Raw genomic sequence first — 24,139 nt, 5'->3', positions numbered from 1 at the left:
CCAGGTCGGACAACAAAATTTAGCATCGGATCGTGTAAATCAAAATACATGATCCGATTTTTTTTAACCGTAAACTACACGGATCATGCCATTGCAGTTTAACCCGGTAAAACTATTTTCCGGAACAGGTTCAAGAGGACTATCACTAAAAATTGCTGAAAGTTACGGCAAACCACTTGGTGAAGTAAGCATTCACAAATTCAGTGATGGCGAATTCCAACCTTCTTTCGATGAGTCAATCCGCGGTTGCGATGTGTTTTTAATCCAATCTACTTGTCAGCCAAGCGATAACTTAATGGAGCTTTTATTGATGGTTGATGCAGCTAAAAGAGCATCGGCGCATTATATAACTGCAGTTGTTCCATATTATGGTTTAGCTCGTCAGGATAGAAAGGATAAACCACGTGTAGCAATTGGTGCTAAATTGGTTGCAAATTTATTAAAGTCGGCAGGTATTCACCGCATCATGACGATGGATTTACATGCAGCACAGATACAGGGTTTCTTTGATATTCCGGTAGATCACTTAGATGGCTCGGTTATTTTCGTTCCTTATATCAAAAGCTTAAATCTGCCAAACTTAACCATTGCATCGCCAGATATGGGCGGTTCTTACAGGGCCCGTACTTTTGCAAAGTTTTTTAATGCTGAAGTAGTTATTTGCGATAAACGCCGTAAACGTGCCAATGAAATCGAATCAATGTCGATTATTGGTGATGTAACCGGACAAGATGTCGTATTAATTGATGATATCTGTGACACTGCAGGAACATTATCAAAAGCAGCAGCTTTGATTATGGAAAATGGCGCAGCAAGTGTGAGAGCAGTTTGTACGCATGCCGTTTTATCTGGTAAGGCTGTAGAAACAATAGAAAACTCAGTTTTAGCTGAGCTAATAGTAACAGATACCATTCCTTTAAGACAGGAAAGTGAAAAAATTAGAGTGCTGAGCACAGCTAGTTTATTTGCAAGGGCAATAGCTAATGTAAACGAGCATGGTTCAATCAGCGACTTATTTAAGGTGTAAATTGGGTTGAAGGTTAAAGGTATGGGGTTTTAGGCTTAAGGTCTTGTAACTTTTTACTGATGAACAAAAATATACACATAAGGTATAAGGTTTAGGGTCTTATAACTTTTTAACAAAGAACAAAATTATAAGTAGGAGGTGAAAGGTTATTACGAAGGTCTTAATACTTGATACTTAATACTTAAATACTAATAAATAAATATAATAAAAATGAAAACAATCGCTATTAGCGGTTCTCCAAGAGAGAACGTAGGGAAACGCGATGCTAAGGAACTTCGTTACGAAGGTAAGGTTCCTGCAGTATTGTATGGTGGTAAAGAGCAACAACACTTAGCAGTGGTAATTGCTGATTTAAAAAGTGTTATCTACACGCCAGAAGTAAATTTCGTTGAAATTGATGTTAACGGTACAAAAACTAAGGCTATCGTAAAAGATACTCAGTATCATCCATTAACTGACATTTTAATGCACATCGATTTTCTTCAATTATTTGATGATAAAGAAATCGTTATGGAAATTCCTGTTAAATTAACCGGTACTTCTCCAGGTGTTAAAATGGGTGGTAAGTTAATTCAGAAATTACGTAAACTTCGCGTTAAAGCTTTACCAGCTAACATGCCACAAAATGTTGAAGTTAGTTTAGAGAAATTAGAAGTTGGTAGTTTATTCCGTGTTCGCGATTTAAAAGGTCAAGATTACGCAATTACGAACACTCCTGAAGATACTATCGTGTCTGTTGCAATGTCTAGAGCATTAAAACAAGCAGAAACTGAAGCTGCAAAAGGTAAAAAATAATCACAATTTCTTGATTATGAAGAAGAGCCCGAATTTATTCGGGCTTTTTTGGCATCATGATTTTTAGAATTAAAGGATTTCAGGATGAAGGTTTTCAATTCTGCCAATCAACATCTCCATCATACCTCCTCCATCATCCATTTCACATTCTACATTTCCCATCCTCCATCTCTATTTTCCATCTTTCCTTTTCCATTAAAATCTTTGGTCTTTCCGTATTAAGATATAAATTTGCGGCATGAAATATCTTATTGTTGGCTTAGGTAATATTGGTCCGGAGTATGCACATACACGCCATAACATTGGTTTTGATATTGCCGATGAGCTTGTAAAAGGTTTGGGCGGAAGTTTTGACAACATTCGTTTAGCGTATTATGCCGAAGTTAGCTTTAAGGGTAAAAAACTGCACGTAATTAAGCCAACAACTTTCATGAATTTAAGCGGCAAGGCCGTTAATTATTGGATGAAAGAATTAAAAATAGCTCCAGAAAATGTACTGGTAATTGTTGATGATTTAGCAATTCCGTTAGGTAAACTACGGTTAAAATTGCAAGGTAGTAGCGCCGGACATAATGGTTTAAAAAGCATAGAGGAAGTTTGTGGCGGGCAGAACTATGCTCGTTTGCGATTTGGTATCGGAAGCGATTACCCAAAGGGTAGACAAGTAGATTTCGTTTTGGGTTTGTTTGATAAAGACGAGCAGTTGGAGCTACCAGCGCTTATTGATAAAAGTGTAGATTTAATTAAAAGCTTTGTAACCGTTGGGCCAGCACACACCATGACGGCTTTCAACAAATAACATTCAAAAAATTGCCTGCTCCATGGTTTGTGTCTTCACAGATTATTTAATGTTAAAGTTGATTATCCTATTTCTATCTGTGATGACACAGGCCGAAGGAAAGTTTTCTATCTTTTTTTGAAGCGCAAGGCTTTGTAATCCTTTGGTTATTTCAGTCCCGCTTTTGCTGCGCCGATGAAACCTGTGAAATAAGCAAGCATACTTTATAAATTGAAAAACAATGCCTAAATCGGCTTCGCGTCAATCGGGGCTATTTTATATTATTTTATGCTTTTGGGTTGGTTTTTTACAAAGCCATTGTTAATAAACCCGGGGGCAGCGATATACTTTTTGTTGCAAAAGCTTAAATTTTGCACAACGTTAACAAAAAGATAAAGCGAACAACGGGACTAATGTAGCCACATCCGCTTACCTTTAATTTTCTAATTTTATTTATTGAGCGCATGAATACCTTTTGAGCTTTAAATAATTAAACAGCAACATTATTATTGCAATTTGCCGACACTCATTATAGGTTAAAATCGGCTACATTTGCGGTAACAACAATACAAAAATAATGAAGATAGGAATTGTTTGCTATCCCACTTTCGGTGGCAGCGGCGTGGTTGCAACAGAACTTGGTAAAGCACTTGCAAGTGAAGGACACCAGGTTCATTTTATTACTTACAGTCAGCCTGCAAGGCTGGATTTTTTCTCTTCAAATTTATTTTATCACGAAGTTTCGGTAAGAGATTATCCTCTGTTTGATTATGCGCCTTACGAATCTGCGTTGGCGAGTAAGCTGGTAGATGTTGTTCGTTTTGAACAGTTAGATGTTCTGCATGTTCATTATGCAATTCCGCATGCTTCTGCAGCGTTTATGGCGAAGCAAATTTTAGCGAGTTACGGCATCCATATTCCTGTTGTTACTACTTTACACGGTACAGATATTACTTTAGTGGGCAAAGACCCAACCTACAAACCTGTAGTTACTTTTTCTATAAACCAAAGTGATGGTGTTACCACGGTTTCTCAGGATTTGAAAGATGATACTTACAAGCATTTTGAGATTACGAAAGACATAAAAGTTATTCCGAATTTCATAGATTTTAGTCGTTTTAGTTTGCAGGCGAAAGACCATTTTAAGAAGGCGATTGCACCAAACAACGAGCGTATCTTAATTCATACCTCCAATTTCCGTAAGGTAAAGAGAACATCTGATGTAATACGGATTTTCGAAAAGGTTTTGGCAGTAATTCCATCTAAACTTTTAATGGTTGGCGATGGCCCGGAACGGGTTTACGACGAGCAACTTTGCCGTACTTTAAACATATCAGACCATGTTCGCTTTTTGGGTAAGCAAGATGCGGTTGAAGAAATTTTATCGGTATCTGATTTATTTTTAATGCCTTCTGAATCAGAAAGTTTTGGCTTGGCGGCTTTAGAGGCAATGGCTTGTAAAGTTCCGGCGATAACATCGAATGCTGGTGGTTTGCCTGAGCTAAATATTGATGACTTTTGTGGTTACATGTGCGATGTTGGCGATGTGGAAGATATGGCAAATAAGGCCATTACCATTTTAAGCAACGATGAAACCCTGAAATATTTTAAAGAAAACGCATACACAAGAGCTAAAGATTTCGATTTAAAGAAGATTTTACCCGAGTATATTGAATTTTACAAAGAGATTGTAGAAAATTCGCTTCAGGCAAATGGCAATTAGTTTTACGTATAATAGTGATGTAATTCAAAGCTTTGCTATCTCATCTTGTTATTTTTAACAATACTTAAGAAAAAAATAATTATCAAAACAAAACTTTCTCAAAATCAAATCATTATAAATCGTACCTTTGCGGCAAATGAAAAAAATAGTTGATTATAGAAAGCTTTTAAACGTGGATAAAACAGCTGAGCTAGCCTTGCTTAAAACTGTTTATCGTACCATGATGAAAGAGTGTCACCCTGATAAGTTTCAGGTAGAAGAAGAAAGACTGGCAGCCGAAGCCAGAAGTAAAGACATTATAGAAGCGTATCATTTTTTAGTGAGCATAGCTCCTGAAACTTGTGCGCAAAATATCGAAACGTATACCAATACAATTACCAACTCAAACATTTTAGATTTTGAGTACAAGCAGTCTGTATTAAATGTTCAGTTTTTTGATGGAAGTGTATATGAGTATTTTGATGTGCCAAGAGCAATTTACATCAAGCTTGTAAATGCCGATTCTCCTGGGCGTTTTGCTCGCCGCCATATTTGTAGTTCATATCCATATCGCAACGTTACAAAGGTTGCAGAACCAGCATAATAAAAAAGCTTCTTGAATTTAATCAAGAAGCTTTTTTTATAAAGTTCGGTGGTAAATTTTAAGTTTTCTGTAACTAAAAAGGTTTTCCTTACGTTTCTGAACTTTTAGTATACTCTTGCACCGAACTTCCATTCTTTAATTTACTCAAATACCAAACAAACAGGCGCACCAACTTCAATGCGCTTACCGCTATCTGTTAATTTTCCTGTGATGGTATTGCGTTTAAAGATTACAACATCGTTTGTATATTGATGTGCTACGAGTAAAAACTTCCCGCTTGGATCTATTGAAAAATTTCTTGGTCCTTTGCCCAAAGTGCTTACAGTTTCAACAGATCTTAATATGCCGGTAGGTAAAATAGAGAAAACAGAAATTGCATTTGCATCGCCGCGATTGGTTTGATAGAGAAATTTTCCATCGGCAGACACATGAATGTCGGCGCCATCAATTTTGCCGGTAAATGATTTATCGGTTGTGCCGATTTCCTGTATTTTTTTCAGACTCCCGTTGCTGTAAAAGTAGCCGGTAATACTTCCATTAAATTCATGCGCTAAATAGGCAAATTTTCCATTTGGCGTAAATGTAATATGTCGTGGTCCGGTGCCTGCATTTGTAGGTAAAACGCTTTTTAGAGATAAAACTGTATTCTTGTTGTTAGGGCTGTATGCGTATGTGTAAATTCTATCCTCACCTAAATCATTACAAATTAAAAATTTGCCATCTGGTGTAAACTTAACCATGTGTACATGCGCACTCTCTTGTCTGCCTTTAGGGTCGATGCTTTTTCCGGTATGTTTAATAACCTGAACAGCTTCAGTTATTGAGCCATCGGCTTTTCTTTTAAAAACGGCCAATGTACCGCCCGAATAATTGGCCACAATTACATTCTGTTTATTAACGGTAATGTAGCATGGATCGGCACCTTCACTGCTCACTTTGTTTATAAAAGTTAATTTTCCGGTAACTCCATTATATTTGAAAGCACTTACAGTACTTTTTTCACCGCTTTCATTAACCACATAAGCAAATTTTTTATCGGCTGAGAGGGCTAAATAACTTGGGTTAGCCACATCTTTAGTAATGGCCTTTAGTTTTGTATTTCCTGTTAGGGTATTAAAGTTATAGGTGTAAATGCCTTCACTTTTACCCGTATTGGTGTAAGTGCCTATAATTAGATTATGATTCGGTTTTTGCGCTAATGCTATGGTATTAATCAAAAGGGATAAAATTAATATGCTGTATATTTTCATGGGATTTCCTGTTTTGGATTATAACAAATATGAGAAAAAATAAACCTAACAAAAAAGGCAACCTTTCGATTGCCTTTTGTTTTATTTTATCAAGTGTTTAATTTGAATCAATTCATGCTCTTCTAAGTATCTCCATCTGCCTCTTGGTAAATCTTTTTTAGTCAAGTTGCCATAAACAACACGGTCTAATTTCTCTACCGAGTAACCTAAATGTTCAAAAATACGGCGAACAATTCGGTTTTTACCACTATGAATTTGTATACCAATTTCCTTTTTGGTTCCACCTGTAACGTAAGAGATATTGTCAGGTTTGATTAAACCATCTTCAAGCTCTAAACCAAAAGCAATTTTGTTTAAATCACCTTGTGATAAAGCTTTGTTTAACTCAACATTGTAAATTTTGGTAATGCCATTTTTAGGATGCGATAATTTATCAGCTAAATCACCATCGTTGGTCATTAAAATTAAGCCGGTAGTGTTGCGATCTAATCTTCCAACTGGGTAAATACGCTCGCGACTAGCTTTATCAACTAATTGCATAACGGTACGGCGTTCCTGCGGATCATCAGTTGTTGTGATGTAATCTTTAGGTTTGTTTAATAAAACGTAAACCTTTTTCTCACGTTTTAAAAGTTCTCCGTTGTAACGTACTAAATCTTTCGCTGGGTCTACTTTGTGACCTAACTCTGTAACCGCTTCGCCGTTAACGGTAATAATGCCTGCAGCAATTAATTCATCGGCTTTACGGCGAGAACAAATGCCTGCATTTGAAATATATCTGTTTAGGCGAATTAAGCCTTTATCTTCATTTGTTTTTCTGCCTTGTTGTATTACTGTTCTTTCTTCGCGATTGAATTCAGTATCTCTAGGCTTAAGCTCTTCGCGATCTCTAAAAGGTCTGCTATCTGCACCAGTTCTTGGTTTTACATCTCTAGAGCTTCCAGCACTTGGTTTGAAATCGTCGCCTTTTCCACCTCTTGATTTAAAATCTTTATATCCGCCTTCTCTAGGTTTGAAGTCTCTGTCGCCAGTTCTCGGTTTAAAATTTCTCGAATCTCCATCCTTAGATTTGAAATCGCGTTCTCCTTTAGGTTTGTAATCTCTTGCTCCATCTTTAGATTTGAAATCTCTGTCTCCCGTTCTTGGTTTGTAATCTCTTGCTCCATCTTTAGATTTAAAATCTCTATCTCCGGTTCTTGGTTTGTAATCTCTTGAACTTCCTTCTCTTGGTTTAAAGCTACGTCCTTCTGGTTTGGCATCTTTAGATTTGAATTCGCGATCGCCAAATTTGAAACCTTTTGGTTCTTCGTCTCTCGATTTAAAGTCGCGATCGCTTCTTGGTTTGAAATCTCTTTTATCGCCAAATGATTTTGATTTGAAATCTTTGTTGCCAGCGCTTCTAGGTTTGAAGCCTTCTTTTGAATCGGATGATTTTTTGAATTTACTGTCTTTATCTTCAGTTCTTCTTCTGTCAGAGCTTCCTGTACTGCTTCTGCTTTCTGTTTTCCGGCTGCCCGTTTTGGACTTGTCATCCCGACTGTTCCTGTTGTTTTTATTTATCATGATACGCTATTAACCGCACCTAAAATGCGGGCTGCAAATTTAGGCAAAATTGGTGAACAATACAATTTTGAGCAGCGGAAAATTTTGATAAAAAAATAGCCTCTAAAATAGGAAAAATGCCCCAAAAATCAAAATTCAAAACCCACGTTTAAAGCACTTTAAAGCTCGATTTCGGAAGGTATTTCTGCAAGTGCTTGATAATCTGATCATTATTTTTTACCTTTGCCAACGTTTTTTATAAGTTCACCAAAAAAAGGAGGAAGATGTTAAAGAAACACATAGTACCATTTTTGATAGTGTCTGCACTATTTATTATGGCAAAAGTGTTCGCTTACCAAATGCCCTTAGCACAAAAAAGTCTTTTAAAAGAAGAAAAATTAAACACTACAATACCCCAAAAAGAGGAGCCAAAGAAAGTTAAGGCAGAGCCGAAATCTTTAATGGCCCGTTTAAATTTTGCCGATGAAACATTGCCTTTAGGCGATAAAAAAGTTGAGCGAAAAATGAAAAAAATCCTTGCGGCACATACATTCGATAATACACAAACACATCGATTACAACGCAAGGCAGCTGAATGGTTCCCAATTATAGAACCCATTTTGGCAGCTTACGGAATTCCTGAAGATTTTAAATACCTGGCACTGGTAGAATCAGGAATGCAAGCTGGCGTTTCGCCCAAAGGTGCTGCTGGTGTTTGGCAATTTATGCCAGGTACAGCCCGCAGTTATGGTTTAAAAGTTAATGGGAGCAAAGATGAGCGTTATAATTTACGCAAATCTACCGTTGCAGCCTGCAAATACATAAAAGAAATGTATAGAGGTTTAGAAAGCTGGACATTGGTTGCTGCGGCATATAATGTTGGCGATGGACGCCTACGCAGGCAGATCAATAATCAAAATCAAGACAATTACTACAAAATGAAACTGAACCGTGAAACCGGTGGTTACGTTTACAAAGTGATTTCGATGAAACAGATTATTGAACACCCGGCACGTTATGGTTACGAAAAACCTAAAGAATTATTGGCTTATAACGCCGATTAATAAAAGACAAGCATTTGGTAAACGTCCTGAATTTTTTCAGGACGTTTTTTTTTTAGGGAATTTATCGTATCAATTGTAATTGATAAGCTAAAGATGAATTTTTACTGTTTAAATAATCTGCTAATCTGTGGCTATATATTTGGTCAAATATTATCTTTGAAATCATAGCGATAATTAATGTATAAACTGCAAGTAGAAAAAATTGTGTCCCAACCCGGCGATAACATCACTATACAACTTAAACCAGTTGAAAATGATTATCCCAAATATCTGGCTGGGCAGTTTATATCTTTAATCTTCCAAGGTAAACATGGAGAAATCAGACGTTCGTATTCTTTTAATAGTTCGCCTGATGTTAATGAACCAATTGCCATCACTGTTAAGCGGGTAGAAAATGGAGAAATCTCAAGACTTTTACACCATAAAATCGGCGTTGGCGATACTTTGATTGCGCAAGAACCTCAAGGTTTATTCAGTTATGTAACTCAAAGCGAATTAGAACGTGATGTTTTTCTTTTCGCCGCTGGAGTAGGCATCACGCCATTATTCTCCATATTGAAAACGGCACTTGTAACTGAGCAGAAATCAAAAATCACACTTATTTACAGCAATCGTTCTTTAGAAGATACTTTATTTTACAATGAGATAAGCGAATGGCAGGCAAAGTATCCCGATAGGTTAAAGGTTATCTGGATTTTTAGCAACAGCAAAAATTTAATGACGGCCAGGCTAAATAAGTTTTATATTGATAAACTGCTGAAAGAAAATTTGATTTTCGATAAAGAAAGTGCACTTTTTTACACTTGCGGACCAATAATTTACATGGATTTATGCCGGATTACTTTGTTAGGGATGGGTTTTGATATTAGCCAGATAAAACGTGAAACTTTTGTTTTACCCGAAGATGAAGTTGATGAGGACGACAACAGTGAAAAAATTGTAGATAAGAATACTTATTCGGTTATTTTAAATTTTAAAGGTGCAGTGCATCATTTGGATATTCCCTGGCCAAGAAGAATTTTGGATGTAGCGCTTGAATATAAAATAAAACTTCCATATAGTTGCAGAGGTGGGGTTTGTAGCACTTGTGTTGCAAATTGTACAGCGGGGCATGTGCGTATGGATTACAACGAAGTTCTAACAGACGATGAATTGGAACGTGGTAGAGTTTTGGTATGCACCGGGCATCCAACCGAAAACGGAACAACAATTACCTGGGATTAAACAAGACCTGTTAGCATTCTATCTATTTATTAGTCAAATGGTTCTGTATTTTTGAGCCAATAAAGGCAAATAATAAGCCTATAAAAATAGCACACAGTAAAACTATTCCCGGTGCCAGTTCATCATTCGGCGATGTATTATTGAGGATTATTAATTTGAACATTGTTAAGAAGGTAATTGCACCTAGAATAAAACCCCCAATTTTGCCTATCAAATTTTTCATAACTAATTATTTTATATACAAATATAATAAAGTGCTTTGTAAAACAAAGTGAAATAATAATTTATTTTATCTTTGGCAATTTGCTGTTTAAGAATTGGTTTATTTTGTAATAACGACTATTATTCTGTTATGGTTCTGAAGGTAAGGTTAACCCTTGGTTTGGATATTTTTTTGGTTGGCGGCAACCTATGTAACCAATGGGTTTGTGTTGTACCTTTCATTACCAAAAGGCTTCCGTGTTCTAAAACCATTTCCACTTTTTCGCCGCTTTGTTTGTGTTTAAAGGCAAATTTTCTTTCTGCTCCAAAACTTAAAGAGGCTATGGCTCCGTTTTTCTTTAAATCTGTTTCGCCATCGCTGTGCCACGCCATGCCTTCATTACCATCATGGTATAAATTAAGTAAGCAAGAGTTATAGGTTTCGCCCGATTCTTTTTCAGCAAGCATTTTAAGTTCGAGTAATTCATCGGTCCAGGGTAAAGCGTGTTTTGTAGTGTTTGAGTAGGTATATTCGAAGGGTTTCTCGCCATACCATGCAACTTTTCTTTTGGTCATGATTTTCTTCCCGAAAATTACGGCCTCATCATTTTTCCATTCTATGTTATCTAAAAGTTTAGCGAGATAAACATCGGCTTCATTATCGCTTAATAATTTACCATAGTAATTAACTGTACCATCATTAGGAAGCCAGTTTTTTGAAGTGTTAATAATATCGGCGAAAAGTTTCATCAGCTCAAATGTACCTTATAAAACGAATCAATTAATAACCGCATTTATTTTTGCCCAAAGTTCGTTATCAAAACCTGAAACGGCAAAATTTGGATTGCTCGGATTTGATGCGTTACCCATTCTGATGATAACCATTTTTTTGCCTGGGATAACATAAATGCGTTGGTCGTTTGCCCCCATAGCCGCATACATATCTGCCGGAGCATTAGGCACTAATGAGCCATTAAAAACGGTTTGTTCACCCGGTATCATAAACTTAGCTTTGCCATTTAACCACCATAAATAACCATAAGATGGATTAATACTTTGTGAAGTGCTGATGCTTTGGTTGAAATAGTTTTCGTTGATGATTTGTTCATCCTTCCATTTGCCTTTATTTAAAGCCAAAAGCCCAAATCGAGCCATGCTTCTTGCGCTACTGTGGTAAATGGTGAATATTGTTCCGAAATTCCAAAAACCATCCATGCCGATTTTATTTTTCAGTTTTTCGTTAAAGTATATTTCAAAATCTTTATTGCTGGCTTTGGCAACCACATCGGTTAATTTCTGAAAAACATTACTATAAGCCCATCTTGTACCCGCATCTGCAACATAGGTTAGGTTGGGTTTTATCACAAACTGTTTGGTATCATCGTTACCGGTAGTCATAGTAAGCAAATTTCTTACGGTGATTAAATTTTCCTTATCAGATGGCATGATGGTCCATCCCGAGCCTAAATAATCTGAGGCCTTATTATTGATGTTTAAAAGATTTTCTTGCTGTGCGATGCCAGTAGTGGCAGATACTAACGTCTTACCTGCGCTATTCCATTCCCATTCGGTTGTGGCATTATGTCCATTAAAATATTCTTCCATCACAATTCTGCCGTTTACCAGTATCATAAACGATTTGGAATTTTTTTGAGCTAGAAAAGATTTTAAATCTGCGATAGCAGCCGAATTCCAGCCCAGTTGGGATGGGGTAGTGGTTTCCCAGGTAGTTGAAGAATTAGCAGGAAAATAAATGCCATTATCTGGATTGGTTGGTGTTGGCTCGCTGCTTTTTTTGCAGCTCACAGATAGTGTTGCTAATAAGAACAATAGGTGCAGACTTTTCATAACGTTGGTTTTAAACTTTGACTTGTTTTTTTATGAAAGTTTAATCACAGGAAATCTTTTAATATGTGTTGATGAATGATTAAATATTGCATTCTCCCTTATTATTCAAAGAACAAAACCGTTCCTTACTTAACAACGTTTATTGGTTAATGAACAAATCGTTACTGCTGCTTACAATTATCATCTTTCCTTCATTGCTTTTTGCACAGACCAATGCTAACGATTCTTTGCAACTTAAACGGGAATTGGCAAATAAATCTTTCGTGAATCTTTATAAAGAAAATGCCGATTTAGCTTACACTTCTCCAGGTGGAGAAATTGGAGCACCTAGCAAATATGTAATCAACGGAAGGTTAACAACAACCTATATGTTACTGGGCAGTTATAAATCGCCGATCGCTTTCTCCGTAATTCCAGATTTTACCGTTCGGGTGCGCAATGAATTTTCTGCTGCTGTTAGAACACCAAGTTACCGATTGGGTGGTGCTTTGTTTGCCCGCCTAAATTTACAGCCCGATAATTATAAGTACGTAGAACTGGCCTTTACGCATCATTCTAACGGACAAGACCAGGATGCAAGAAACCCGGATGGAAGTATAAATACCTTCAACGGAAATTTTAACGCTAATTATTTAACGTTTTCTTATCGGTTTGGGCATTTATTAAAATCTGCCGAAGGCGATGCCAAATATTACACGCTAAACCATAGAGTAGGTTTTCAAACTCACAAACTTTTTAGGTACGAGCCGGTTTTGGATGATGGCTTCGGTTTTACCAGATTGTTGTACAACTTTTCATTTAGAAGATATGATGAAATCGAACGAAAATCGCTAATGCAGAACAACAAAAACAGCGAAAAAGAATCCTGGAGATTAAACGCAGAACTTTCTTACGCGGTTAACAACATCCCAGGTAAAAATATTGCCAATATACAAAAGCGACTAAATGCAGAAATTAACTTCAACTATAGTTTTCCTTTTATGCATAATGTGTTTTTAATGGCTGCAGTTGGTTATTATGGCGAAGATAATTACAATATTTATTTTCAGGATAAGTATGCGTATATGCGTTTTGGGTTATCGTCGGGGTTTTTAAGAAATAGGGGAAGGGAGTAACTAATGATAATAAACAAGTTATATCGAAAATTTTAGATTACATTAAAGATAGTGGTATTAAACCATTTTTTTCTTCATAATAATCTGTAGCGCTACTGTACTTGTAATATTGAGCTTCGGTTACCAAACCTGCTTTAACCGGATTTTCATGTAAATAATTTAATCTATCCTCTATCATTTTATTGGAAGATAATTCTACCGGATGATTGTCTTGTTGCCAAAACTGATAAATTTTGTTGTTACTATTTTTTTCTCCGGCTCGTCTAAACATCCACAACATCCAGTTTTTTCTACTTTCCTCAACAGTATTTTCTATGCTTGCAATAATCATCTTACTTGTATATTTCTTCATATCTCTGGTAATGTTAACAAGCTCACAACCACCTTGGGCACTAGCAATTAAATGGATATGATTACTCATAATTACCCAAGCATGCAAATTCAATCCTTTTTCTGCCACACAGAATTTTAAACTTTCTACAACAATTTCTTTATAACATTCTCTGCTAAAAACATCAATCCAATTTATCACAGCGAATGTTATGAAATGAGGAATGCTACTATCTCCAAACTTATATCTTGTTCCCATTTTTCATTACTTAATTGTCTACCGCAGGTTTAAATTATAAAAAGCAGGCAATTCTAAAGATAGCTTTTATTCCTATAAGTTGTTTTGGTGATTTTTTTTTTTCGTTTATCGTTGAATTCTGGTTTATTGTTCCGGAGGGTCACTTAAATCTTTTATTAAAACTAGGTCTTTGACCGAAAGCATGCACTGCCTTTCTATTAGTGCTTTATTTACAGACAAAGTCTTTGGTTGTATTGTAAATTAAAGTGACCGCTCAAAAAGCGAACGCTTAAACTGGATGGGATCTATCGCTAAATTGCTGGTTTAAGTGTTCCGGAGGGTCACTTAAATCTTTTATAAAAACTAGGTCTTCGACCGAAAGCATGCACTGCCTTTCTGATAGTGCTATCTCCAGACAAACTCTTCGTTGTATTGTAAATTTAAGTGACCGCTGAAAAAGCCAACACTTAAATTAGTGGGGTTAACCAAACTTTTTTACCTTCTTAAATTCGCTTATTATAAGCTCTGCATCATGTGGCGCTAGAAATTTCGCTATGGTAGTTTTTAATTCTGGAAGGTGTTCTTTCATGTATATATCAAATTGTTCTCGCTGTTCATCAGTTAGTACTGATAAGAGTGCTTTAAAACGATATTCTTGATATGTTTGTTCTGCTTTCTTTGCTTCTTTTGGTGTCATAATTCTTTTTTTTAAATACTAAATAACCATAGAATTTTAATGGTTATTTCTGGTTTAAGTGTTCCGCAGGTTCACTCAAATATTTTACTAAACTAAGGTCTCCGACCGAAACTTAGCACTATCCATCCTATTTGTAACTGCTATATTTTCAGACAATTCTTCGTTTGCATATAAATTTAAGTGACCGCTGAAAAAGCGAACACTTAAACTAGAGTGAGGTACGTGACTCCTATATCTCTAATTCTGAGTTTTCTAATTCCTTAAATCTATTTTTGTCGGTAGGTTTAACGTCAATTGTTTTATAGTATTTTTCCTCAATAGAATTAAAGTCCACTAATGTCAAATATTCATCTATTGAATTTCTGTCAATCATTATTTTTCCGCTACCAGCCCAATGTCTGTCGGCACCATTCTTCTTAACTCCAGAAACCCAGTATGCCTCACCACTTTCAATGTCGTAGTGATTTCCACCTCCACTTGGTGTTCCCATTTTTTTTAAAGCTTTGTTGTCAAAATATACTGTCTTTCCAGATTTTGAAAATTCTACCATGCCAATCCAAGCAGGTCCATTGTCTTAATAACCTGTCTTTAATTCTATAAACATTATTTTAGATTTCATAGATTTGAATGTTGTCCGGAGTAATGATTAATAACTTGTATGTATCCACTCATCGCCACACAAAGCCACAAAAAAGCAGGATCAGCAAAAAGAGAGTGGCGTAAAATTTATTAATCTAAAACTAATAAATTTAAAATAAGCCTCAAACATTTAATCCGCTTCGCGAAACCAAAAACAAAAAAATACAAAACCCTTAGCGGTGCTTAATGTTTGTAGATAAAGCCTTTCAAAATGTCTGCATCGTTGTTAAAAAGCTTACAAATAATTATGACAATTAATCCTTAATACAGATTGGATTACACTTTCATTTTGATAAAATTTTTAGCAATTTTGCCGATTGGAATTTTGCCTTTTTTGAGGTCTTGATATTCCCAACTTTTTTAAAAAATATGAGCAATAAATCTATCGACCTTGGCGAGCAAAAAGATGTAGAAGTTTACGGAGCAAGGGTACATAATTTAAAAAATATCGATGTTAGTTTCCCTCGAAACCAGATGGTTGTGATTACCGGTTTGAGTGGCAGCGGTAAATCTTCTTTGGCTTTTGATACTATTTACGCCGAAGGACAACGCCGTTACATGGAAACTTTCAGTGCTTACAGTCGCCAGTTTATGGGCGGCATGGAACGCCCCGATGTGGATAAGGTTTCAGGCCTGAGTCCGGTTATTGCCATAGAACAAAAAACCACCAGTAAAAACCCACGCTCTACGGTGGGTACCATTACCGAGATTTACGATTTTATGCGTTTGCTTTATGCTCGTGTTGCAGATGCTTACTCGTACAATACCGGCGAGAAAATGGAGCGCATGAGCGAAGACCAGATTCTGCTAAATATTTATAAAAAGTTTGATGGTGTTGCGGTAAATATTCTGGCTCCTGTAGTTAAGGGTAGAAAAGGACATTACAGGGAGTTATTTGAGCAAATCCGTAAGCAGGGTTATACCAAAGTGCGTGTTGATGGCGAAATTAAAGACATTACAGCTAAAATGCAGGTGGATAGGTATAAAATCCACGATATTGAAGTTGTAATCGATAGGCTAATCATCGATGAAAAAGATAAAAAACGCTTATTAGATTCGCTTCAAATTGCCATGAAAATGGGTAAGGGCGTAATTAAAATCAGCGATAAGGATAATAATGTGGCGCATTTCAGTAAATTTTTAATGTGCCCAACCACCGGAATTTCTTATGATGAACCTCAACCTAACAGTTTTTCATTCAACTCACCTTATGGTGCGTGTGAGCGTTGCGATGGTTTAGGTTATATTTTCGTGGTGGATAAAGATTCGGTTATGCCGAACCCCAAATTGAGCATTTTGAATGGTGGTTTAGCACCTTTAGGCGAATACCGCGATACCTGGATGTTTCAGGTTTTAAAGGCCTTGTCTAAAAAGTATAATTTCTCTCTATCTACACCGATTGAAAAGTTGAGTGACGAGATTATAAATATCATTTTAAATGGTGCAAGCGATTTAATTAAGGTTGAAGTTGAGTACAACAAGTGGAACGTTCAAAATTATAACATCACTTTCGATGGGATAATTAAAATGCTCGAAGAGCAGAATGAAAAAAGGAGCGAGGCTGCAGTTGATGATATGGAAGCTTTTAGAAAACTTAAAACCTGCCCTGAATGTAATGGCGCAAGGTTAAAGAAAGAAAGTTTGCATTTTAAAGTTGATGGTAAGAATATTTTCGATTTATCATCAATGGATATAAGCAATTTGTTCAAGTGGTTCGAAAACGTAGATGAACGACTTTCAGAGCGTCAGAATATTATTGCTAAAGAAATTTTAAAGGAGATTAAAGCCCGTATCGGTTTCTTAACTGATGTTGGTTTAACTTATTTAACTTTAGATAGAACGGCTCGTACACTTTCGGGTGGCGAGGCACAGCGTATTCGTTTGGCTACGCAAATTGGTTCTCAACTGATGAATGTAATGTACATTCTGGATGAGCCAAGTATCGGTTTGCACCAAAGGGATAACGAACGTTTAATTAATGCCTTGAAAAATCTTCGTGATTTGGGTAATTCCGTTCTTGTTGTGGAGCACGATAAGGATATGATTTTGGAAGCCGACTGGGTAATTGATGTTGGTCCGGGTGCGGGTATTCATGGCGGTACCGTTGTTGCAGAAGGTACAGCAAAGCAGATTTTAAAATCGAATACGCTTACGGCGCAATATTTAAACGGTAAGAAAAATATCGAAGTACCAAAGGTAAGGCGTAAAGGTAACGGACATAAACTATCCATTATTAAAGCGCATGGCCATAATTTAAAAGATGTTTCTGTTGATTTTCCGCTTGGGAAATTTATTGCTGTAACGGGTGTCTCGGGCAGTGGAAAATCAAGTTTAATAACCGAAACTTTATATCCGATTTTAAATCATCATTTCTTTAGGGCTAAAAAAACACCTTTGCCTTACGAGAAAATTACCGGTTTAAAGGAAATTGATAAAGTTATTGAAATAGATCAGGCTCCGATTGGCAGAACGCCACGTTCAAATCCATCAACTTACACTGGTGTTTTTTCTGATATCAGAAACTTGTTTGTTCAATTGCCAGAAGCTAAAATTCGGGGCTATAAACCTGGTCGTTTTTCTTTCAATGTAAAAGGTGGAAGATGCGAAACTTGTCAGGGTGGCGGTATGAAGGTTATTGAAATGAATTTCTTACCAGATGTTCAGGTGCCTTGCGAAGAATGTGGCGGTAAAAGGTATAATCGTGAAACTCTGGAAGTTCGCTACCGTGGAAAATCAATCAGCGATGTGTTGGATATGAGCATCGAAGATGCATGTATCTATTTTGAGCACATTCCAAACATCTACCGTAAGATAAAAACATTAAAGGATGTTGGACTGGGTTACATCACTTTGGGTCAATCTTCAGTTACTTTATCGGGTGGCGAAGCGCAAAGAGTGAAGCTGGCTACGGAATTATCAAAAAAGGATACTGGTAAAACCTTCTATATTTTGGATGAACCAACAACCGGTTTGCACTTTGAAGATATTAATGTGCTTTTAGGTGTATTACAAGAATTGGTAGAAAAAGGTAATACGATTCTAGTTATCGAGCACAATTTAGATGTGGTTAAAGTTGCCGATTGGGTAATTGATTTAGGGGAGGAAGGTGGCGCCGGGGGCGGTCGGATTTTATTTGAAGGTACACCTGAAGGCTTAATTCAAAATCCAATTAGTTTAACCGGAAAATTTCTTAAAAAGGAAATGGGACTTTAGTTGGATTTGTTCAATTGTTTAATTGAGAATTAACCAAATTCCCGTCCTTGCGAAATCGATTTTTCATCGATTGAAGCAATCTCCCTCTTGATATTTTTTTAGAGATTGCTTCGTGCCTCGCAAAGACGAACTCAATAATTTTTTGGAATACTAACTTTCGGTCTAGAACTACGCTCAGACTAACAGCTGAAAATGAAATTTGATAGTTGATGAATTGGCTATTGAGCTTTGGTTAATTGGTTATTGCTAAATTGTTTAATTGAGAATTAACCAAATTCCCGTCCTTGCGAAATCGGTTTTTCATCGATTGAAGCAATCTCCCTCTTGATATTTTTTTTAGATATTGCTTCGTGCCTTGCAAAGACGAACTCAATAATTTTTTGGAATACTAACTTTCGGTCTAGAACTACACCCAGACTGACAACCGAAAAATTAAATCTGATAGTTGATGAGTTTCCGTCATTGCGAAATCGGTTTTTCATCGATTGAAGCAATCTCCCTCTTGATATTTTTTTTAGAGATTGCTTCGTGCCTCGCAAAGACGAACTCAATAATTTTTTGGAATACTAACTTTCGGTCTTGAACTACGCCCAGACTAGCAACTGAAAATGAAATCTGATAGTAGATGAGTTTCCGTCATTGCGAAATCGGTTTTTCATCGATTGAAGCAACCTCCCTCTTGATAATTTTTTTAGAGATTGCTTCGTGCCTCGCAAAGACGAACTCAATAAGTTTTTTGGAATAATGACTTTCGGTCTAGAACTACGCTCAGACTAACAGCTGAAAATTAAATCTGATAGTTGATGAGTTTCCGTCATTGCGAAATCGGTTTTTCATCGATTGAAGCAATCTCCCTCTTGATAATTTTTTTAGAGATTGCTTCGTGCCTCGCAAAGACGAACTCAATAATTTTTTGGAATACTAACTTTCGGTCTAGAACTACGCTCAGACTAACAGCTGAAAATGAAATTTGATAGTTGATGAGTTTCCGTCATTGCGAGGAGGCACGACGAAGCAATCTCTTAAACGATAAACTTCTTATTTTTTAATCGATCCCAACACACCCAATACAAATCCAATTATCCCTGATAAAAAAAGATAAGAAACGGGAACCATTATCGCCCTGAAGATGGCCGCTTTTTTAGAATTTCCATAACCAGAAAAAAACTGGCTGTAAAACCAAACGGTATAAATCATTCCGCCTAAGCCAACAAAGATGTAGTAGATGTAGAATAAAGTTGTTGGATTGGCATAAAATATAGTCAGGATTGAAAACATCAAGCCGATAATTAATTCGCCAGCAGTTTTGTAAGAGTTTAAAACTAAATGCTCACTGTAATTTAACTTCGCTTTTCTGAACCAAAAGGAGGTAAATAACGAATAAAGCGGTATTAAAATTAGTATAACAACTTTAGGATACTTAGTAGAGAACTTGTCAATCGTGTTCATGGTATCTTTAATATTCTGCGGCATTATATCAACCAAACGAAGTTGTTGGTAGGGTGCTAAAAGGCCGGCAATAGCCAAAATCAAAACAATTAAGGTTACAAAATTAAATAACCTGGCTCGCTTACCCTGAATAAATTCCCTCACACTGTTTCCAGGTCTGGTAAAAAGCTCCTTAATGGTATACAATACGCCTTTATCAACATGCCAAACACCATGTACAAAATCATGTTCAACAAAGTGTTTTAAAGAATACCGGTGCGTGCTTATTTTTTGTCCGCAGTTAGCACAGTAATTTTTAATTACCTCGCTATCGCAATTTAAGCAGTTGTGATGATGGGTTGGAGCGGTAGAGTTCACTAGTTAATTTGTCTTGATTTTATTTCAGTTTTTATTTGGCTAAACCTGAGCATGATTGGTAATAAGGTAATCATGCTTGCAGGTAAAACGGCAATCAGACCGAAATTCTTTTTTTGGATGGCTACGTATAAAACCACGGTAAAAGCCAAAAGTAAAACCAACCCAAAGCCAATGGCCACGCCTTTTAATAAATTTCTTTGTTTAATTAGCGATTCGAGGCTTAATTCTGATAGATTACTTTTCATGAATAGGTTTGGTTTAATAGCCCTAATTTAATAAAATTCGATAATATTCCTATCTAATCTAAAAAATGATAAGCAAAATTCCTTTTTGGGAATTTAAACAGGCACAAAAAAAGCGCAACCTTTTACAATTGCGCTTTCAAATAATATTAAGCTTGCGGTTCCAGATATTGCGCATAGCAATAACCTTCTTCGCCATCTTTAGTGCGTACTAACCACCATAAATCGTTGCTACGATTAACCAAAGTGATGATTTCATCATGCGCAGCTTTACCAACAATTGGCTGATCGGTACCTGGTCCTTTACGGATGTTAAGGTTACTGCTTTGAGTAATTACTTTTGCATGTGTTACGGCTACATCAATAGCTACATTTACGTTTAAAACTAAATCGCCAGATGCAAAATTTGGGTCGATTTGATTATAAATTTCCCATAGATTGTCTTTTGTTGCTCCATCCGGTGCAGTACCATCAACATACAAAATTCCATCTTGTTCGCGTACTGCTAAATCCGAAATTCCGGCAGCAGTTGCCGCATCAGTTAATGCTTTATATTTTTCTTGTAAGGCCATGGTTCGGATTATTTAACGGTTAATTTATTGTCGATTTTTTTAGGTTTTAATGCACTTAAATGTTGCATTAATGTAATCAGAGATGCTTTTTTAATCTCTCCTGTTAAAAGAACAACGCCATCTTTAACCTCGGCTTTAACCGTTGGAAAATCTTTTGTAGCATCAGCAACGTTCTTAATTAAAACGGTATCTTCTGCAATAACAACAGGCGCTACAGTTTTAATTGTTAGGTTATTAATAACCGATTTAACGCCTTTTTCTGCTTTAGCAATTTCTTCTGCTTTGGCTTTCTCTGCCTCATCAGCAACTTCGCCCGTAAGCGTAACATCGCCTTTTGCTACCGCTACAGTAATTCCTGCAGCTTCTTTAGCCTGTACTGCAGACTGAATATCTGCGTCTTTTGGTTTACACCCAGCGAAAAATAGCGTAACCGCTAAAACCGCACTCAATAAAAATTTAGTTGTTTTCATGCTTCTGTATAATTGTTTAAAAATTTTAAATGTAAAATCAGTTTATTTTGGGATAACTGATTTCAAGCTTAAACAGGAATGATTTGAATTAACGAATATATGAAATGAGTTTAAAAGCCAATAAAAGCTGAAAGATTTATTTATTCACAAAAGTTAAATACATCAACCTAAACTCTATTTTTAAATACAGCATTTAAATTAAATTGTTTGGGATGGCTTGAAGAAATATATTTTGGGCATATTTGCCAACCTTTTTGTAATCTAGGTTATGCCCAATCTTTAAATGGGTGTTTTGTTAAGTTAGAGTTGTAATATTTTTTATCATGAGTAACTTCTTCGGCTACCCATTCAGGAATTTCAAATTGTTCATCTTCCGATAAAAGCTCAATTTCTGCAACGACTAATCCGTTGTTGTAGCCTGCAAAAACATCAACTTCCCAAAGTTTTCCTTTGTAAGTAATTTCATATCTGATCTTTTCTAACTCAGCTTCTGAAAAGTTATCTAATAATTCTTTGGCTTCTGCTAACGGAATTTCATATTCATACTCAAGTCTTGATGCTCCAACAGAAATTCCTTTTATGGTTAACCAACCCGTATGGTCTGCTATTCTTACGCGAATGGTTTTGTTCGGATCAGTTAAAATATAGCCTTGCCGTAGTAATTTTCCAACAGGTTTTTGTATCGCTAACCAGGCTGAAGCGTTTATCAGAAATTTTCTCTCGATTTCTTTACCCATTATCTGGCTCTTTTCTGCAAATCTGTAATTGGTAAACTAATTAATCTACCAACAACTTGTTTGCCTTTGTAAGAAATGATACGTAGCATGCTAGCATCTTTTGGAGGCGTAATAGCCGATGTATATTTTGGATAAAAGCGATCGGGTGTAGAGTTATCGAAACTATAATAAATATCAAGGCCATCAATCTCTGGTGTTAGCTCTATCATTAATTGCTTATCAGGCGTTCTTCTTACGGTAATCGATGGGTCGTAAATTGCTGCAGAATACTTGGTTTCTGCTAAATCCAAACGTTCAAAATGTTGCTCGGTTCTATCAACAAAATTTGTCCAGTTTTTCTTTTCAATTGGGCTCCAAACAGATTCTGAAATGGCAAATGCTCTTGGCCAAATCATATATTGAACCTGGCGGAAGTTGAAAATTTGCTCCGTCCATAAGTTAGCTTGTGCACCAATAATGTATTTCGGGTCGGCACTTGCCGGAATTGGGTTAAACTGGTAAGTTTTGTTTAAACGTAAAGATGCATATACCTTTGGTTCGGTAATTACATCGGCCTGCATGTAATCGAGGTAAGCAAAATCTGTCGGACTCATAACCACATTATGTTTGTTTTTAGAAGCTTCTATGCCGTATTTTAATCCTCTCCAACTCATAACTGAAGCAGTAGGCGATACACCACCTTCTAAAATTTCATCCCAACCCATAAATTTTTTGCCTTTTGAGACTACGATTTGTTCAACACGTTTTTCAAAATAAGCCTGCACCTGTGGAATGGTCTTTAAGCCTTCGCGTTGCATAAGTTGCTTAACCTGGTCGTTTTTCTCCCAGAAATTATGCGGAGCTTCATCTCCACCCATGTGAATGTATTCGAAAGGGAAAAGTTTTGCTACCTGCGTAATCACGGTATCTAAAAAAACGTATACTTTTTCGTTAGCAGGACAAAGGGTATTATCTACCAAAGCCAAAGGCGGTGCGCCACGACTCCAGTCCATAATTTTTTCACCAGAACGTACTTTGTAATTTACAGCATCTGCTGTGCAGGATAATTCTGGATAAGATGCAATGGCTGCTAAACTATGTCCGGGAACATCAATTTCGGGCAAAATATTTACAAAGCGTTCTTGAGCATATTGTACAATTTCTTTAATGTCTTCCTGCGTGTAAAAACCACCGTAGGTACGAGGTTCATCAGCCGTTGGCGGCGTAAAATCGCCAAAAGTTCCAACTTTTTTTACACTCCATGCGCCAACTTCTGTTAGTTTTGGTAAGCCTTTAATTTCTATTCTCCAGCCTTCATCATCGGTTAAATGTAGGTGCAGCAAATTAAATTTATAGCGAACCATATCATCAACAAAGCGTTTTACCTCATCTTTAGTAAAGAAATGGCGGGCAACATCAAACATTAAACCTCGCCAGCCAAGTTTAGGATAATCGATAACATCAACACATGGTGCCTGCCATTTTATATTCTTTACCACTTCTTTACTTTCAATTTCAGCCGGAAATAATTGAACCAACGATTGAACGCCCCAGAAAATCCCGGCAGGTTTATTTGCAGTAATTACAATTTGAGTTGGATTAACATTCAATTTGTAACCCTCATTTCCGAGTTGTGTATCATCTTGTGTATTCAGAATTAATTTTATGGTTGGATGCGCTGCACTGTTCGCTGTGCTAACAAATTTGCCCGTTGCGGTTGTTATTCTATCCGACAGAAAAGCTATGGATTGTTTTAAATCGCCGCTTTTTTGTGCCTGAATTACAATATTTTCGGGTAAAGTAAATGTTCCTGATTTCTTCATCAATGAAACCGGTTGAGGAATTATTGCAATTGGTGTTTGCATTGCAACAGCTTCTCCATCGCCACTTTCGGTTTCATTTACAATGGATTGTGCATAAACACCTATCGTGGAAATGCAAAAGGAAACAATCAGAAACAGCTTTCTCATTAAATATATTATTGTTGATTAATTGAAAATTATTAATCGGCAATTTAATAAAAAAAGATTTAGAACTGGTTTTGAGTTAAGCTACTATCACGCAGA

At 36.4% G+C, this 24,139-nt stretch carries 22 protein-coding genes; 9 read left to right on the top strand and 13 right to left on the bottom strand.

The features are described 5' to 3' along the window. Positions 1-85 precede the first annotated feature (85 nt). From LUA86_RS15360 to LUA86_RS15340, 5 genes are all read left to right on the top strand, one after another. Positions 86-1,027, top strand: a complete 942-nt coding sequence (locus LUA86_RS15360; protein ID WP_231464292.1) for a ribose-phosphate pyrophosphokinase — start codon at positions 86-88, stop codon at positions 1,025-1,027. A 210-nt stretch (positions 1,028-1,237) separates the two neighbouring features. After that, positions 1,238-1,822 (top strand): 50S ribosomal protein L25/general stress protein Ctc, encoded by a 585-nt coding sequence (locus LUA86_RS15355; protein WP_231464290.1) that lies wholly within the window; start codon positions 1,238-1,240, stop codon positions 1,820-1,822. 238 nt (positions 1,823-2,060) lie between these two features. Continuing rightward, the gene (pth, locus tag LUA86_RS15350) at positions 2,061-2,621 is read left to right on the top strand and encodes an aminoacyl-tRNA hydrolase (protein ID WP_231464288.1); all 561 of its coding nucleotides are present in this window, start codon (positions 2,061-2,063) and stop codon (positions 2,619-2,621) included. A 556-nt stretch (positions 2,622-3,177) separates the two neighbouring features. Continuing rightward, the gene (bshA, locus tag LUA86_RS15345; RefSeq protein ID WP_231464286.1) at positions 3,178-4,323 is read left to right on the top strand and encodes an N-acetyl-alpha-D-glucosaminyl L-malate synthase BshA; all 1,146 of its coding nucleotides are present in this window, start codon (positions 3,178-3,180) and stop codon (positions 4,321-4,323) included. A 136-nt stretch (positions 4,324-4,459) separates the two neighbouring features. Then, positions 4,460-4,906, top strand: a complete 447-nt coding sequence (locus LUA86_RS15340) for a KTSC domain-containing protein (protein ID WP_231464284.1) — start codon at positions 4,460-4,462, stop codon at positions 4,904-4,906. Positions 4,907-5,046: 140 nt separating this feature from the next. On the opposite strand, the gene LUA86_RS15335 is transcribed toward LUA86_RS15340, so the two are convergent. After that, positions 5,047-6,156, bottom strand: coding sequence for a lactonase family protein (locus LUA86_RS15335; RefSeq protein ID WP_231464282.1), 1,110 nt, complete (start codon positions 6,154-6,156; stop codon positions 5,047-5,049). An 81-nt stretch (positions 6,157-6,237) separates the two neighbouring features. Further along, positions 6,238-7,719 carry a pseudouridine synthase gene (locus LUA86_RS15330; RefSeq protein WP_231464280.1) on the bottom strand — a complete coding sequence of 494 codons (1,482 nt, stop codon included), beginning with the start codon at positions 7,717-7,719 and terminating at the stop codon, positions 6,238-6,240. A 263-nt stretch (positions 7,720-7,982) separates the two neighbouring features. Here LUA86_RS15330 and LUA86_RS15325 point away from each other — a divergent pair, with 263 nt between their 5' ends. Together LUA86_RS15325 and LUA86_RS15320 are read left to right on the top strand one after the other, a co-directional pair. Then, positions 7,983-8,762, top strand: a complete 780-nt coding sequence (locus LUA86_RS15325; protein ID WP_231464278.1) for a lytic transglycosylase domain-containing protein — start codon at positions 7,983-7,985, stop codon at positions 8,760-8,762. Positions 8,763-8,939: 177 nt separating this feature from the next. Then, positions 8,940-9,986 (top strand): 2Fe-2S iron-sulfur cluster-binding protein, encoded by a 1,047-nt coding sequence (locus LUA86_RS15320; RefSeq protein ID WP_231464276.1) that lies wholly within the window; start codon positions 8,940-8,942, stop codon positions 9,984-9,986. Positions 9,987-10,328: 342 nt separating this feature from the next. Here the strand turns inward: LUA86_RS15320 and LUA86_RS15315 are convergent, their stop codons facing one another. After that, positions 10,329-10,937, bottom strand: coding sequence for an alpha-ketoglutarate-dependent dioxygenase AlkB (locus LUA86_RS15315; RefSeq protein WP_231464274.1), 609 nt, complete (start codon positions 10,935-10,937; stop codon positions 10,329-10,331). A gap of 27 nt (positions 10,938-10,964) precedes the next feature. Beyond that, positions 10,965-12,035: a serine hydrolase gene (locus tag LUA86_RS15310; RefSeq protein ID WP_231464272.1), complete on the bottom strand. Its 1,071-nt coding sequence runs from the start codon at positions 12,033-12,035 to the stop codon at positions 10,965-10,967. 149 nt (positions 12,036-12,184) lie between these two features. On the opposite strand from LUA86_RS15310, the gene LUA86_RS15305 reads away from it, so the two are divergent. Beyond that, positions 12,185-13,150, top strand: a complete 966-nt coding sequence (locus LUA86_RS15305; RefSeq protein WP_231464270.1) for a hypothetical protein — start codon at positions 12,185-12,187, stop codon at positions 13,148-13,150. 37 nt (positions 13,151-13,187) lie between these two features. Here the strand turns inward: LUA86_RS15305 and LUA86_RS15300 are convergent, their stop codons facing one another. From LUA86_RS15300 to LUA86_RS15290, 3 genes are all read right to left on the bottom strand, one after another. Continuing rightward, entirely contained in the window at positions 13,188-13,739 is a 552-nt protein-coding gene (locus LUA86_RS15300) for a transposase (protein ID WP_231464269.1), read from the bottom strand. Positions 13,740-14,199: 460 nt separating this feature from the next. Then, complete coding sequence (locus tag LUA86_RS15295) at positions 14,200-14,415, bottom strand: hypothetical protein (protein WP_231464267.1); 216 nt, start codon at positions 14,413-14,415, stop codon at positions 14,200-14,202. Between the two features lie 229 nt (positions 14,416-14,644). Continuing rightward, entirely contained in the window at positions 14,645-14,965 is a 321-nt protein-coding gene (locus LUA86_RS15290; protein ID WP_231464265.1) for a hypothetical protein, read from the bottom strand. Positions 14,966-15,423: 458 nt separating this feature from the next. Between LUA86_RS15290 and uvrA the strand changes: the two genes are divergently transcribed. Then, complete coding sequence (gene uvrA, locus LUA86_RS15285) at positions 15,424-18,267, top strand: excinuclease ABC subunit UvrA (protein ID WP_231464263.1); 2,844 nt, start codon at positions 15,424-15,426, stop codon at positions 18,265-18,267. A 1,038-nt stretch (positions 18,268-19,305) separates the two neighbouring features. Here uvrA and LUA86_RS15280 read toward each other — a convergent pair. The 6 genes from LUA86_RS15280 to LUA86_RS15255 all read right to left on the bottom strand — a co-directional run bounded on the left by LUA86_RS15280 (position 19,306) and on the right by LUA86_RS15255 (position 24,043). Further along, the gene (locus tag LUA86_RS15280; RefSeq protein WP_231464261.1) at positions 19,306-20,073 is read right to left on the bottom strand and encodes a DUF3667 domain-containing protein; all 768 of its coding nucleotides are present in this window, start codon (positions 20,071-20,073) and stop codon (positions 19,306-19,308) included. Beyond that, positions 20,073-20,318: a hypothetical protein gene (locus LUA86_RS15275; protein ID WP_231464259.1), complete on the bottom strand. Its 246-nt coding sequence runs from the start codon at positions 20,316-20,318 to the stop codon at positions 20,073-20,075. The genes LUA86_RS15280 and LUA86_RS15275 overlap by 1 nt, the downstream gene beginning before the upstream one ends. A gap of 146 nt (positions 20,319-20,464) precedes the next feature. Continuing rightward, complete coding sequence (locus LUA86_RS15270) at positions 20,465-20,887, bottom strand: SH3 domain-containing protein (RefSeq protein WP_231464257.1); 423 nt, start codon at positions 20,885-20,887, stop codon at positions 20,465-20,467. A gap of 8 nt (positions 20,888-20,895) precedes the next feature. Further along, positions 20,896-21,357: a BON domain-containing protein gene (locus tag LUA86_RS15265; RefSeq protein WP_231464255.1), complete on the bottom strand. Its 462-nt coding sequence runs from the start codon at positions 21,355-21,357 to the stop codon at positions 20,896-20,898. Between the two features lie 266 nt (positions 21,358-21,623). Beyond that, positions 21,624-22,094: a CYTH domain-containing protein gene (locus LUA86_RS15260; protein WP_231464253.1), complete on the bottom strand. Its 471-nt coding sequence runs from the start codon at positions 22,092-22,094 to the stop codon at positions 21,624-21,626. Further along, positions 22,094-24,043 (bottom strand): beta-N-acetylhexosaminidase, encoded by a 1,950-nt coding sequence (locus tag LUA86_RS15255; protein ID WP_231464251.1) that lies wholly within the window; start codon positions 24,041-24,043, stop codon positions 22,094-22,096. Before LUA86_RS15255 ends, LUA86_RS15260 begins: the two co-directional genes overlap by 1 nt. Between the last annotated feature and the right edge of the window lie 96 nt (positions 24,044-24,139).

The organism is Pedobacter sp. Leaf132, assembly GCF_920984695.1.
Taxonomy (GTDB): Bacteria; Bacteroidota; Bacteroidia; order Sphingobacteriales; family Sphingobacteriaceae; genus Pedobacter.
This window is presented reverse-complemented; position numbering and strand designations above follow the sequence as displayed.